At 67.2% G+C, this 12,469-nt stretch carries 14 protein-coding genes; 8 read left to right on the forward strand and 6 right to left on the reverse strand.

What is annotated here, in order from left to right; genetic code table 11:
- Positions 1-411 precede the first annotated feature (411 nt).
- Positions 412-1,350, reverse strand: coding sequence for a MerR family transcriptional regulator (locus ACFQ9K_RS09900; protein ID WP_378718372.1), 939 nt, complete (start codon positions 1,348-1,350; stop codon positions 412-414).
- Positions 1,351-1,431: 81 nt separating this feature from the next.
- On the opposite strand from ACFQ9K_RS09900, the gene ACFQ9K_RS09905 reads away from it, so the two are divergent.
- A complete protein-coding gene (locus tag ACFQ9K_RS09905) occupies positions 1,432-1,713 on the forward strand; it encodes a hypothetical protein (protein WP_378718370.1) in 282 nt (93 codons plus the stop codon).
- Positions 1,714-1,725: 12 nt separating this feature from the next.
- Here the strand turns inward: ACFQ9K_RS09905 and ACFQ9K_RS09910 are convergent, their stop codons facing one another.
- Positions 1,726-2,505: an NAD(P)H-dependent oxidoreductase gene (locus tag ACFQ9K_RS09910; protein ID WP_378718369.1), complete on the reverse strand. Its 780-nt coding sequence runs from the start codon at positions 2,503-2,505 to the stop codon at positions 1,726-1,728.
- Between the two features lie 138 nt (positions 2,506-2,643).
- Between ACFQ9K_RS09910 and ACFQ9K_RS09915 the strand changes: the two genes are divergently transcribed.
- From ACFQ9K_RS09915 to ACFQ9K_RS09940, 6 genes are all read left to right on the forward strand, one after another.
- Positions 2,644-3,531: a helix-turn-helix transcriptional regulator gene (locus tag ACFQ9K_RS09915; protein ID WP_378718368.1), complete on the forward strand. Its 888-nt coding sequence runs from the start codon at positions 2,644-2,646 to the stop codon at positions 3,529-3,531.
- A 294-nt stretch (positions 3,532-3,825) separates the two neighbouring features.
- Positions 3,826-4,305 carry a hypothetical protein gene (locus ACFQ9K_RS09920; RefSeq protein ID WP_378718366.1) on the forward strand — a complete coding sequence of 160 codons (480 nt, stop codon included), beginning with the start codon at positions 3,826-3,828 and terminating at the stop codon, positions 4,303-4,305.
- A gap of 48 nt (positions 4,306-4,353) precedes the next feature.
- Positions 4,354-5,127, forward strand: coding sequence for an AraC family transcriptional regulator (locus ACFQ9K_RS09925; RefSeq protein WP_378718365.1), 774 nt, complete (start codon positions 4,354-4,356; stop codon positions 5,125-5,127).
- A gap of 165 nt (positions 5,128-5,292) precedes the next feature.
- Positions 5,293-6,474 (forward strand): 4-hydroxybenzoate 3-monooxygenase, encoded by a 1,182-nt coding sequence (locus ACFQ9K_RS09930; protein WP_378718363.1) that lies wholly within the window; start codon positions 5,293-5,295, stop codon positions 6,472-6,474.
- Positions 6,475-6,685: 211 nt separating this feature from the next.
- On the forward strand, positions 6,686-7,465 hold the full coding sequence (locus tag ACFQ9K_RS09935) for an alpha/beta fold hydrolase (protein ID WP_378718361.1): 780 nt from the start codon (positions 6,686-6,688) through the stop codon (positions 7,463-7,465).
- Between the two features lie 45 nt (positions 7,466-7,510).
- The gene (locus ACFQ9K_RS09940) at positions 7,511-8,008 is read left to right on the forward strand and encodes an SMI1/KNR4 family protein (RefSeq protein ID WP_378718359.1); all 498 of its coding nucleotides are present in this window, start codon (positions 7,511-7,513) and stop codon (positions 8,006-8,008) included.
- 31 nt (positions 8,009-8,039) lie between these two features.
- On the opposite strand, the gene ACFQ9K_RS09945 is transcribed toward ACFQ9K_RS09940, so the two are convergent.
- The 3 genes from ACFQ9K_RS09945 to ACFQ9K_RS09955 form a co-directional block, all read right to left on the reverse strand.
- Positions 8,040-9,797 (reverse strand): flavin monoamine oxidase family protein, encoded by a 1,758-nt coding sequence (locus ACFQ9K_RS09945; protein WP_378718357.1) that lies wholly within the window; start codon positions 9,795-9,797, stop codon positions 8,040-8,042.
- 106 nt (positions 9,798-9,903) lie between these two features.
- On the reverse strand, positions 9,904-10,332 hold the full coding sequence (locus ACFQ9K_RS09950; RefSeq protein ID WP_378718432.1) for a GtrA family protein: 429 nt from the start codon (positions 10,330-10,332) through the stop codon (positions 9,904-9,906).
- Between the two features lie 211 nt (positions 10,333-10,543).
- Positions 10,544-11,413, reverse strand: a complete 870-nt coding sequence (locus ACFQ9K_RS09955) for a GyrI-like domain-containing protein (RefSeq protein ID WP_378718355.1) — start codon at positions 11,411-11,413, stop codon at positions 10,544-10,546.
- 195 nt (positions 11,414-11,608) lie between these two features.
- Here ACFQ9K_RS09955 and ACFQ9K_RS09960 point away from each other — a divergent pair, with 195 nt between their 5' ends.
- Entirely contained in the window at positions 11,609-11,785 is a 177-nt protein-coding gene (locus ACFQ9K_RS09960) for a DUF6011 domain-containing protein (RefSeq protein ID WP_191094372.1), read from the forward strand.
- 11 nt (positions 11,786-11,796) lie between these two features.
- Here the strand turns inward: ACFQ9K_RS09960 and ACFQ9K_RS09965 are convergent, their stop codons facing one another.
- The gene (locus ACFQ9K_RS09965; protein WP_378718353.1) at positions 11,797-12,408 is read right to left on the reverse strand and encodes a TetR/AcrR family transcriptional regulator; all 612 of its coding nucleotides are present in this window, start codon (positions 12,406-12,408) and stop codon (positions 11,797-11,799) included.
- Between the last annotated feature and the right edge of the window lie 61 nt (positions 12,409-12,469).

The raw sequence follows: 12,469 nt of genomic DNA on the forward strand, positions 1-12,469 counted from the left end.
GCCCGCTGATCAGTCCGCGGTCGGCATGACATCTCCGGTAGCTGGGCGACGACACGCTCCGCGCGGCGACCGACGGGAGTTGGTCCGCCGACCTCGGGGAGCCAGGCGCGAGGGTTTGATACCTGGCGGGCGATACCCGAAATCGGCGGACCCGTCCGGTGACCGGCAGTGCCACCCGACAGCGACCACGGAGGGCAGTCCGTGCGGCCGATCACCTGCCTCTAGACATTAAGCAGTAGCAGGTAATCGGGCCTATCCCCCGATGAGCTGATCTTTCCGGCCGATCGGCGGGGTGGATGGCAACGGCGAGGAGATCTGCCGTCACGAACATCGGCACCCGCTGGGGATTCCAGATGCGGCCGGGTCAGCCGCATATTTCCGCGGCCGACGTCCGACCGAGTTTCGCGCGATTCAGTCCCCTGGATGGGCGCGCAACGCGACCGTGAGCCAGGTGAATACCGGTGCCAGGTCTGGCATTTCGGACCAGCCGTTGATCGCCGAGACCAGACGCCAATAACGTTCCACGCGAGGATCATTCGCGACCTCGAGCCGCTCGAGCATCCATTCGCGCAATCGCGCGTCGTCGAGCTTTCCGAACGTATCGGCATAGCGCGCACTCACTACGTCGACAACCGTTGCCGCCGAAGCCGATTCGGCATCGATTCCGGCGGCGATCGCCTTGCCTACTTCGGTACGAACGACTTCGGTCAGCTCGTGATGCAGCCCGGTGGTGTCACCATCGGCCCGCTCCCGCGCCTGATACTCGGCCATCGCCCGAACCGCCTCGCGGAAGTCGTTGTCCTGCACCAATTCCACGAGTTCCATCCATGCCGTGATCTGCTCGGTCGTCGGATCGTCCGGCAGCTCGGGCATGCTGGTGCGCACCAGCTCCACCATGGCCGGGTTCGCGTCAACGCCGCCATAGGCCGCGTCGGCGAAATCGTTGATCAGCCGGTGCCGTTCGGCCTCCGACATACGCAACAGTTTGTGCATGAGGTCCATCTCCGTTCGCTGGGAACCCCGTTCGGCTACCGCGCGCAGTACCGCACGCCGCGTGCGCAGAATCCGGATCTGCACGTCGAGTGCGTCGGCGTGCGCCGACGCGACGGCGGTCACCGACGTCTCGTTGGCCAGCACCCGCGCCACCGTGGGCAGGTCGATGCCCAGCTCGCGCAGTGTGCGGACCAGTTCGATCCGTGCGGCGGCGTCGGCGTCATAGAGCCGGTACCCGCCGGGGCTGTAGTCGGTCGGCGGCACGATTCCCTTGTCGGAGTAGAACCGAATCGTTTTGACCGTCAACCCGGTCCGTTCGGCCAGAGCCCCGATCGTCAAGAGCGTGTCGTCGTCCATTCCCCAACTCTCCAGCCTCCCCCAGCGGGAGACACAAGCCCGATTGTGCCGAGCGGTCCGGGCATGCACGACGATGGGGACGTGACCGCTCCCGTACCCGGACCGATTTTCGACGTGATCGCCGTGCTGAACGGCGTGGTGGACCTGCGCGCGTATCCACGCCGCACCCTGGTCCTGAGCTCACCGCAAACCGGCGGTTTCGTGCAGACCGCCGACGACTACCAGCGGGCGATCTTCGAACCGATCGTCCACCTGGTCAACGGCATCGAACTGCTCGAATCGCAGGGCTGGGAGCTGGTCACCGTGCTCGAACAGAACATCCGGCACGTCTACTACACCATGGCGTTCCTGCGACGGACCTGACGCAACCACAGGTCAGGCCTGCACATGCAGCCCGAAACCGTTGCGCCCCAAGGGTTCCAGCCCTTCCTTCAACTGCAACGAGGGGATCTCGTAGTCACCGAAGTTCTGCCGCCGGAACGCGATCGGCGCGGTCGAGTCCAGGGTGAGCAGGCGCTGCTCCCAGGCCTTGGCGATGTCCGGGTACTCCGCGTCGGTGGTCCGATCGGTGCCGTACAGCACGAACGGCGGCAGCACATCGATCCCGGGGTAATACAGGATGCCGTGCTGGATCGGGAACAGCAGATCGTCGATGGGACCGTTGATTCCACGCGCCGCGTAATGCGACTCCGGGCCGCCGACGGTCACCGACAGCAGCGCCTTCCGGCCCGCGAGGGTGCCTTCGCCGAAGCGCTCGCCGTACCTGGTATCGCTGTGCTCGCCGACGCCGTAGGCGAAGTTGTAGGTGAAGACCCGGTCCACCCAACCCTTCAACATCGCGGGCATCGAGTACCACCACAGCGGGAACTGGAAGATGATCGTGTCGGCCCACAGCAGCTTCGCCTGCTCGGCGCGGACGTCCGGGGTGAGCGTTCCGGCGTCGAAGGCCCGGCCCGAGTCGCGGGCGACCCGCAGCGGGCTCGACGCGTGCGGACCGTAGTCCGCGGCATCCACGACCGCCTTCCAGTTCATCGCGTACAGGTCGCTCACCTGCACCTCGTGTCCTGCGGCCGCCAAGGTGGACACCGCGAGGTCTTTCAACGAGCTGTTGAGCGACTTCGGCTCCGGGTGGGCGTAGACGATCAACGTCTTCATGGGAACTCCTTCGGATCGGGTGCTTTCGATCCTGTTCGCCGCGACGCCCGGCGTTCAGGGGCGCTGCTTCCATCGGACCGGACTTCCTGGTATCAGCAGGACCACCTTCACGCCCCCCACCTCGGCAATACTGAAGGCATGGATGATCTCGCAGGCTTCCTCCGGACCCGGCGTTCCCGCGTCGACCCGGCGGCGGTCGGCATCCCCGTCGACGGATATCGCCGGGTGGCCGGCTTGCGCCGGGAAGAGGTCGCGCATCTTTCCGGGGTCAGCGTCGATTACTACGTCCGTTTGGAACAGGGCCGCGCGACCCAGCCCTCCGAGCAGGTCCTCGACGCGCTCGCCCGCGTGCTCGGCCTGGACGAGACCGAACATCAGCACCTCTACCGGCTGGCCCGGCAACGCCGCCGCCGAGCGAAAACACCGGGCGGACGGGTCCGGCCGGAACTGCTCCGCGTCCTGGACCTGGTCGTCGACGCACCCGCGCTGATCATGGATCACCGCCTGGACGTGCTCGCCGGGAACCGCCTCGCCGGTCTGCTCTTCAGCCGCCCGTTGCCCGGCTTGAACACCGCCCGGCACATCTTCCTGGAGGAGGAAGAGCGCGGCCTGTACGCGGACTGGGAGACCTGCACCCTCGACGTGGTCGGGCACCTGCGGCTGGCCGCGGGCAAATATCCCGAGGATCCACGCCTGGCCTCGCTCATCGGCGAGCTGGCCATGGGCAGCGAGCGGTTCCGCCGCCTCTGGGCCCGCGCCGACGTGTGCGCCCGCACCCACGGCCGCAAGGCCTACCACCACCCGCTGGTCGGACTCCTGGAGCTGCATCAGGAGAACTTCGCCCTGCCGGACGGGTCGGGCAGGGAGCTGATCGTGTTGTCCGCGGCACCGGGCAGTCCGGCCGCGGACGGGCTGCGTCTGCTCGCCGGCCTGGGCGCGGACCGCGACGACGCGCGCACTCAGCCCGACCCGAGCACACGCGAGCAGTTGCCGCAGTCGCGAAAGAGCTTGCGCGACAATCGGTAACGGAGTGTGGGTGAACGCTGTCCCCCGGGGCGTCGCCGCGCGGGCGCAGGACCAACTCCGGAGATTCCGTCGAGCCTCGCCGGTATGCCGGGCTAGGGCGAACTTCGCATGGTCCCCACGTCGGCGCTATACGGGATCCGTATCCGCCGCTCCGTCGGCGGCCCGGCCGTCCTCGAATGACCGACTCCGGCAATACCCGCCAGGCCATTCGTATGACGCTGATCTCGCCGGTTATCGTTGACTCGTCACGTGGGCGACGGCGCACGTGTAAACGTCCTGAGGGAGAATGCGGACGTGAGTGACGCGATAGTGCCGGGGTCCGGCGGGAACAGATTCGATGCGGTGGAACGGTTACGTAGGAAGCTGGAAGGTCACAAGACCCCCGAGGCCGGTTCCCCCGAGGCGGATCAGGACGCGGCGAAACTCACCAGACTGCCGCGAAGCCCGCGGCGCATGACCGAGGACCCCGGCGAACGTCCCCGCAAGACCTGGCGCACGGAGGGCGACGCCATCCACGAGGCGCCGCCGACCAGGCCCGTGCTGCGCTCGGAACTCCAGCGCGACACCGGATGGTGGACGGCCGACCCCGGTCAGGTGCCGGATCCCGAGCACGACGGAAGCGTCATCGATCTCGGTGCGGCGCGGCGCAAACGCGCCCGTGCGGATGCCCCGGCAGCCGGCATCCGGCGCAGAGCCAGGCCACGCAGAATCGGACCCGGCGCCGACTCCGGCGACACCGATTCGCCGCAGCCGGACGGACCAGCTCCGCAGTAACTCACGCAAATCTGCTGAGCGGACGCAATTCCGGTAGCTTCGCGCGAGATGCCAGAAATCCGCCAGACCGCTGCCGACCTCGACTCCACCTCGACGAAACGGGGCTGGATGGGTCACGGCACCCATATGGCCGTGCACCGGCATCGTCAAGGACAGCTGCTCTACCCCTCGACCGGCGTGCTCGCCACCACGACCGAATTCGGAACCTGGGTATCGCCGGCCGATCGGCTCACCTGGACCCCGGCCGGTTTCGCGCACAGCCATCGCGCCTATGGCGAAACCGAGATCCGCATTCTCCACCTGCCCCGTGAACTGTGCGGCGGGCTACCGAATCGACCGACCGTCTTCGCGGTGACGCCGCTGCTGCGGGAGGCGCTGGTCGCGCTCACCACCGACCGTCCGTTCCAACCCGGAGCGCGGGAACGGTTGCGCCACATCGTGATCGACGAACTCACCGACATCCCCGAGCAGTTCGTCTACCTGCCCGAGCCGCGCGACGACCGGCTGCGCGCCGTCACCGGCCTGCTGCACGCCGAACCGGGCAGCACCGCCACGCTGACCGAGCTGGGACGCGCGGCGGGCGCCAGCGCGCGCACGCTCAGCCGCCTGTTCCAGGCCGAGCTCGGCATGAGCTTCCAGCAGTGGCGAACACTGCTGCGCGTCCAGCACGCCCTGGTGCATCTGCTCGACGGACGGTCGGTCACCAGCACCGCGCTGGCCTGCGGCTGGTCCAATCCGACCAGCTTCATCGAGGCGTTCACCGCCATCGTCGGCCAGACTCCCGGCCGCTACCAGAGCGACCTGCAGCGGGCAGCACGCTGATCTTGGCGGATTTCCGGTATCAGGTGACAGAACGCCGGTGGTGAGCCGGTCCGGTGCGCACATACCTTCTTGGTACGGCGCTGCGGTGAATCCCGCTGATCAGCAAAGGAATTCACGCTGCGGCCGATTGTGAACAGAGCCGGACTCATCCAGGAGCACCGAATAATGTCCATAACAGAAGAAAGCACCACCGTCGTGATCATCGGAGCGGGAGTCTCCGGGTTGACACTCGGAAACTTCCTGCTGCGCAGCGGAATCGATTGCGTCATCGTGGAAAAGCGCAGCCGCGAATACGTCGAACAGCGACAGCGTGCCGGGGTGGTCGACACCCGCGGCGTGCGCATGTTCCGCGCCTGGGGGCTGGAAGAGCGCGTGCTCGGCGGTGCGCCGTTGCAACTCGTGATGAACTTCCGGATCGACGGCGAGACGCGACCGCTCGAATTCACCACCGATGATTACCACGACGGGCGTTTCTGCCCGCAGCAGGTCCTCGTGCGCAACCTCATCGATGTGTTCCTCAGCGACGGAGGCGATCTGCGCTTCGAGGCCGATGTTTCGGTGGCGAACATCGGTGACGAACATCCCCGGGTTAACTATCGCGACAGCGCAGGCATGGACCGGGCGATCACCTGCGAGTTCGTCGCCGGTTGCGACGGCGACCGCGGCGTCAGCAGGGCCGCCATCCCCAGCGCGGCCCTCACCCGCTACGCCCATGACTACGGATACGCGTGGCTGACCATCCTGGCCGAGGTGCCGCCCGCTCAGCAGTCCATGATGTCGCTCCATTCGCGCGGATTCGCGGGGCAGTTCGCCCGCGGCCCGCACGCGAGCCGATTCTATTTGCAGTGCCCGCTCGACACTTCCCTGTCCCAGTGGACGGACGAGAACATCTGGGCTGAGCTGGAAACCCGCTTCGGCGCACCCGTCGCGAACAAGGGCCGGATCGTCACTACGCAACTGGTGCCGCTGCGCAGTGTGGTGTACAGCCCGATGAGTTACGGCCGGCTGTATCTGCTCGGCGACGCCGCGCACATCGTCCCGCCGATGAGCGCGAAAGGAATGCATCTCGCCCTGCACGACGCCGAGGTACTCGCCGAAGCCATAGTCCATTACCGGAACAACGAGCGCGATTCGAGCCTGCTGGACAGTTACTCGTCGACGTGTCTCGAGCACGTATGGAACTATCAAGCGTTCGCGGCGTGGTGGACCGAATTGGTGCACAATGCCGGCGACGCTTCCTATCAGGGCGAGTTCCGGCATCGGATCGCCCGGGCAGACTTCAAGCGCCTGTTCGAGTCCGGTTCGGCGAACCGCTTGCTCAGCGAGTTCATCACCGGAATGAACTAGTCCGCAGCGGAGCACGCCGGTAGCGCGGGCGCGATGGTTACGAACTCGCACAACGACTTTCGCCTCGCGCTCCGCGTCACCCGGTGTCCTCATCAATGGTTCCGCGCAGGCGGTCCCCGCTCGGACCACATACCTCGTGCGACACCCCTAAATGTGCTGCCCATGAAAACAGCGTTGGCAGCGACCGCCGACAGCGCGGTAGCTTGCGGAAATGGAAACCCGAGTGGGCAAAGTAACAGTGCATTACGTAGAGCACGGGGCCGGCCGCCCCGTTGTCATATTGCACGGCGCAGGCGTCGATCACCGCGAGAGCGAGGCGTGCTTCGAGCAGGTCTTCGACGCCCAGGCCAATTTCCGCCGGATCTATCCGGATCTCCCCGGAATGGGCCGGACGCCCGCGCCCGAAACACTGCGCAGCGCCGACGATGTCGTCGACACCCTGCTCGGATTCGCCGACGAGGTCGGCGCCGGAGCCGCGCCCCTGCTGATCGGCCACTCGGCGGGCGCGTACTTCGCCCAGGGAATGGCCGCGAAACGTCCCGCGCAATTCGCCGGTCTGGCGCTGATCTGCCCGCTGCTGCCGGAATCCCGCGATCTGCCCGAGCACCGGGTAGTGGTCGGCTCGGGCGACCTCGGCGACGACGAATTCCGCGGCTACTTCGTCATCCAAACCCCAGAAATGCTCGAACGATACGAACGCTACGTGGTCCCCGGCGCCGAACTCTTCGACCACGCGGCACTCGACCGAATCGGCGAACAATGGTCGCTCACAACCAATGCCGGACTCCCCTTCACCGCCCCGACCACAATCGTCGCCGGCCGCCTCGACGCCACCGTCGGCTATGCCGCCTCCACCGACCTGGTCGACTACTACCCCCACGCCTCCCTAGCCGTAATCGACGACGCCGGCCACGCCCTCCCCCACGAACACCCAGCCCTCCTCCGCGCCCTCCTCACCGAATGGCTGACCCGAGTAGAACGCTCCAGCTGACCTACGCGCGGACCGGCAACCCGCGCGGTTCGTATGATTCGCGCCGTGGCAACACTCGATCAGGTCCTGGCGTCATTCTGGAGCGACTCCCGCTACGGCGTTCTCGATCCGCTGACCGCCGACGCGGTCCGCGCGGCCGAGAACCGACTGGGGGTCGAGTTGCCCGCGTCGCTGTTGCGCCTTTTGCGCGTGCAGAACGGAGGGACCGTCGCCGATCAATGGAATGCTTTCCCCTTTCCTGCACCGGCGCCCGGAATCGACAGCTACGCACCGTTCGATGTGGTCATGGGCGTCGGCCCCGACGGCCTGCTGGATACGCCGTACCTGATCCAGGAATGGGGCCTTCCCTCGCCGATCGTGCTGCTCGCCGGTGACGGCCACTGGTGGGTCGGGCTCGACTACCGGAACCGCGCCACCCACCGCGAACCGTCGGTGACGTTCTTCGATACGGATCAGGAGACCTCGGTGATACTGGCCCCCGACTTCGAGACTTTCCTGCAAGGCCTCGTCGCTGCCGATTCTTTCGAAGACTCGGCACACTGATTTGCGTTGCCGCGCGGCCGCGGGAAGGGGGTCAGCGTTGGTGGACCTCGAGGGCGGAGCGGACTCCGCTTTCCAGGGCACCTTCGATCCAGGCGGTGTTGAGGCTGGTGTGGTCGCCGGCGAAATGGATGCGGCCCTCGACGGCTCGGGTGGCGAGGTGATGGTCGTGCAGTTGGCCGGGGGTGGGCATGGCGGCTTCGCCGAGGGCGTATCGCGCGCGGACCCAGCTTTGAGTGATGCCGACGCCGGTGAATTCGGCATCGACGCGCGGACCGAACAGCTCACGCATGCCCGCCAACGCGAAATGCACGCGCTCGCCCTCGGTGAGTGAATCCCACCGCATCGCATCCTCGGCCAGGGTGTAGGAAGCCAGCACCACGCCGCCGTCCGAGCCATCCACGTGCGAGGGGAAATACAGCGACCGGCTCGGCAGGTCGACGGTACAGCGCCCGCCGCGAAACCCGTTCGCTCCCTGCTCCCAGAACCGACTTCGGAACTCCAGCAACACTTTTGTCGCCGCGTCGTGGTGCATCTCGATGATGGCCCACCGCTTCGCATACGACAGCTGCGGCTCGAACGCACAGAACCGGGCCGCGGTGAGCGGGATCGCGACGATCGCGTAGTCGGCCTCGAACGACTCGACCGGATCGATCGGACGACCGTCGGAACTCTCGTCCCCGGTCTCCGCGGTCGTCCAGACCCGCACCCCGTGCTCGGTCTGCTCCAGCCGAATCATGCGCTTACCCAGCAGAATCGACGTTCCGAGCCGCCGCGCCAGCGCATCGGTGAGCGACGCCATCCCGCCCGCCAGCTCCCAGTAGGTGGCATCGGCCGGAATCACCGTGTGGTCGACGAGCGGGAAGACCACGCTGTGCCGCATCCGCGCGGTCATGTTCTCCAGCGTGCCGACGGCCTCGATTCGCTCCTTGGCCCAACCGCGATCGATGAGATATCCACGCAGGGAATGATTTTCATACTTGCTCAACAACCGCGTCCAGCCCTCGACTTGCCGCTCGATCGGCCGACCGGACTGCGCCGAGGGCTGACGGAGCACGTCATCCATGACCGCGCCGCTGGCTTCACGCAGATCGCAGCCGAAGCCCGCGTGCACCGCGCCGGGGTTCGCCGCGTATTCCCCACGGGTGACGGTCATTCCGTTGACCTTGATCAAGCTGCGCCCGGCCGAGGGCGGCGGCACATACCGTGTCTGCGGCCCGTTGGACCATTCCTCGCCGGTGAACGACCGGTAGAAGACCGACGGAGTCGGCGGTGTCACGGTCCCCGCGAGGACGTCGGAGTTGTAGAACGGCCGCCGCGATATGCCGAGCTTGTCCGCCAACGCCAACACCATCGGTTGCACACTGGACAGCCGCATCGCCCCGGCCTCGGCATGCAGCGCGGGATCGGCGAACACTCCGCGAAACGTCTTGACCCGTCCACCCACGCGATTCCCGTTGGCCTCCAACACCGTAACCTGATGCCCGGCCTCGGCCAGCAGGTTCGCGGCACTCAATCCGGCCGGACCGGCGCCGATCACAATGATCTTCTTCCGCCGATCCGTAGCGGGCAAACCGCGGTCGATGAGGATCTTCAGATACGCCAACGTCAGGTCCGCGCCGTTCTCATCGACCCCCAGCAGTTCGCGCGCAAGCGACTCACTGCGGTCGCGCGAACCGCCGACGCTCTCGGTCGAGGCAGGCGCACAGGCACTCGCGGCCGCACCGGAGGCGACCGCGCCGGCGGCCAGCGCAGTACTCAGCAATCGACGCCGAGAAACTCCGTCCGCCATTCCCGAACCTCCCGGAACCAGGGGCGAATGCCCCACCGCTGCCCGCGGAGATCCTCCGCATCTCCCGATATTCGGATCCGACAGCGACCCGGATGGGTCGCCCCCGTCAGAAGACGAATCCACGCAGCACCACGAATCGAAGGCCGCCGACCGCCGCCATGATGACGATCACGGCACCCGATTGCGCCAGCTCACCGAGCCCCGGCGCCCAGAATTCGAGACCGGCCAGCGCCGCCGTGCTGATCAGCAGCCCGACCAGAGCCAGCCCACCGCCTTCCCACTGCGCGGTGAACCAGTCGACCCGTCCGGCCGCCCGGAAGGTGAGCCGCCGGTGCAGTTCGTTCGCGATCACCGTGCTCACCAGGGAACCGGCGATATTCGCGACCATCGTGCCCATCCCGTTCATGACCAGGAACAGCAGCACATAGGCGAGGTTGCTGGCGCCCCCGACCAGCGCGAAGCGGATCAACTGCGCGAACGCGTGGTCTCCGCGCAGAAATCGCCCCGCGCGGGCGAGCCCCGCCACGCGCGGCACCGAGAAGTGCCCGCCGTCGAGGATCAGGTTGTCCGCGTATGTCGTCCGCAGTCCCGAGGCGACCAATGCTGTGTTCACAGAGGTACTGTCGCCACCCCGGCTGACACCGACCTGACCCCAACCTGACACTTCGGCTGACAGGGCTACCGATCAGACGGAACCGGTGCCGGCATCACGCGCGGGCCGGACGACCCCGGTTCCCGATGTCCGCCTACGCCGGTTCGACCGGCAACCACAACTCGCAGGTCGCCGTGCTGAAGTCGGCCGCGCGATCGAGAACCGCGACGATCGAGGGACCAGCCCGCAACCGCCACGGGTTGGACGGGAACCAGTCGGTCGCGGTCGCGGCCCAGGTCTGTTGCAGAGCCTGCGGATACCCACCGGCGGTGCGGAAAACCGCCCAGGTGCCGCCGGGGACCTCGATGGCGTCGAGGTCGTCGGCGACCGCGGTGTCCGACGTGACCGCGACGCCGTGCAGGTACGTGAGTTCACTGCCCTCGGTGCTGTCCGGATCCAGATCGTCACACACTTGCAGCAGCCCCGCGGGCTCGGCATTCCCGAGCGCCTTCAGCCGCAGATGCTCCGCCTGCGGCAGCGCGGCGATGTGCCGCTCGATATGCGGATTGACACCCTGATGGATGAGCGGAACCCGAGCCGCGTGCCCGACGAGCCGGAACGCGGATCGATCGATGATGCGGGTGTCCATAGGAGTGCTCCCTTCGACAGTCAGGCGAAACCTGAGTTGCGGTTGTGTGCGAAGGGGACCGCCATCCCGGCGCACCGCACCGGGCCCGACGCCGTGCACCGCACGGAACGCGCGACCGAAGGCCTCGGTCGATCCGTACCCGTGCCGCACCGCGATGCTCAGCAAATCGTCCCCGCCCCGAACCACCTCGGCGGCCGCGACGGTCATCCGCCGACGACGCACATACTCCGACAGCGGCATCCCCGCCAACGACGAAAACATCCGCCGCAGATGGTATTCCGTCGTACCGAGCGTCTTCGCCAACCCACTGACGTCGAGTTCCTCGGCGAGGTGCGCGTCGACGAGGTCGACAAGCTGATTCAGTGCCGAGATCATGCGGCCTCCCTTCGCTCTCAACTCTGGCGGACCGGCGCCCGCCATACCCGACCGCGGCGAACCGATCCGATCATCTCCCGGCGCGCGCGGGGATACCGCTTTCGTCGCCCCCGGCGGCCCCGTTGACCGCGTGGGATGTGTCGTACCCCTGTGTCAGGCTGACCCCATATCGACCCACGGCCGGAGGAGAGCGAGATGGCCGAGACCGACAACAAACCCGAGGCCAGACTCGTCGCCCACTGCCGGCGCTGCCACGGCTGGCTCCTGTCGGCGGAATCAGTAACCCAGGGCATCGGGCCGACCTGCGCGATGCGCGAACGCGCCGAACAGCGCGCCACCCGAGCACTCACCCTGTTCGACATCTCCGCCTGAACCGGCTCCGCCTAGGGAACCGTTCGCTGCGCGGCGATCGCGGTGCCCAACCAGCGGCGCAGATAGGCGCGCAGTTCGTCGTCGGTGCGCGGCGGGTTGCCCGGGGAGACGAAGAACGAGTGCATGGTCCGCAGGACGTACTCGACCAGTTCGCCCAGCGCGGCCTCGTCGTAACCGTGCCGCTCCCAGTCGACGTCGAAGCGATGGATCATCGTCATGCCGAAGGCTTTGGCCTGCGCCGAGGTGAGACTGTCGGGGGCGATGTTGGAGTACGAACTCGACAGCAGGATGCCGAGATGCGGGGTGCGGCGCACCTCGGTGAGGGTGTAGACCACGCCCTCGATCATCGCCTCGGCCGGATCGTCGAGGCCGGCCACGTGCGCGGTCAGGCGATCGAGGAACCCGTCGACCGAGGCGATCGCGGCCGCGGCCATCAGCGACTCGGAACTCGGGAAGTAGCGGTACACGGTCTGGCGGATGACGCCGAGCGCGTCCGCGACGTCGGCGATGCTGATCGCCTTGCCGGTCCGCCCGATCACCTCGACCGCGGCGGCGACGATGCGCCGGTGCGCCTCCTCGTCGTCCTTCGGCGGACTCCCGCCCCACCCGCGTCTGCGCGCCACCGACCGGACGATACCAGTGCGGCGGCGAGGCACCTGCGACCTCACGAAAGTAATCATACAC

The organism is Nocardia sp. NPDC056564, assembly GCF_042793755.1.
GTDB lineage: Bacteria > Actinomycetota > Actinomycetes > Mycobacteriales > Mycobacteriaceae > Nocardia.

Excerpts from the sequence above, each read along its gene's own strand:
- ACFQ9K_RS09915 (WP_378718368.1), top strand. The coding sequence starts at position 2,644 with ATGGATGATCTCGCAGGCTTCCTCCGGACCCGGCGTTCCCGCGTCGAC.
- ACFQ9K_RS09900 (WP_378718372.1), bottom strand. The coding sequence starts at position 1,350 with ATGGACGACGACACGCTCTTGACGATCGGGGCTCTGGCCGAACGGACC.
- ACFQ9K_RS09935 (WP_378718361.1), top strand. The coding sequence starts at position 6,686 with ATGGAAACCCGAGTGGGCAAAGTAACAGTGCATTACGTAGAGCACGGG.
- ACFQ9K_RS09960 (WP_191094372.1), top strand. The coding sequence starts at position 11,609 with ATGGCCGAGACCGACAACAAACCCGAGGCCAGACTCGTCGCCCACTGC.
- ACFQ9K_RS09910 (WP_378718369.1), bottom strand. The coding sequence starts at position 2,505 with ATGAAGACGTTGATCGTCTACGCCCACCCGGAGCCGAAGTCGCTCAAC.
- ACFQ9K_RS09925 (WP_378718365.1), top strand. The coding sequence starts at position 4,354 with ATGCCAGAAATCCGCCAGACCGCTGCCGACCTCGACTCCACCTCGACG.
- ACFQ9K_RS09955 (WP_378718355.1), bottom strand. The coding sequence starts at position 11,413 with ATGATCTCGGCACTGAATCAGCTTGTCGACCTCGTCGACGCGCACCTC.
- ACFQ9K_RS09930 (WP_378718363.1), top strand. The coding sequence starts at position 5,293 with ATGTCCATAACAGAAGAAAGCACCACCGTCGTGATCATCGGAGCGGGA.
- ACFQ9K_RS09945 (WP_378718357.1), bottom strand. The coding sequence starts at position 9,797 with ATGGCGGACGGAGTTTCTCGGCGTCGATTGCTGAGTACTGCGCTGGCC.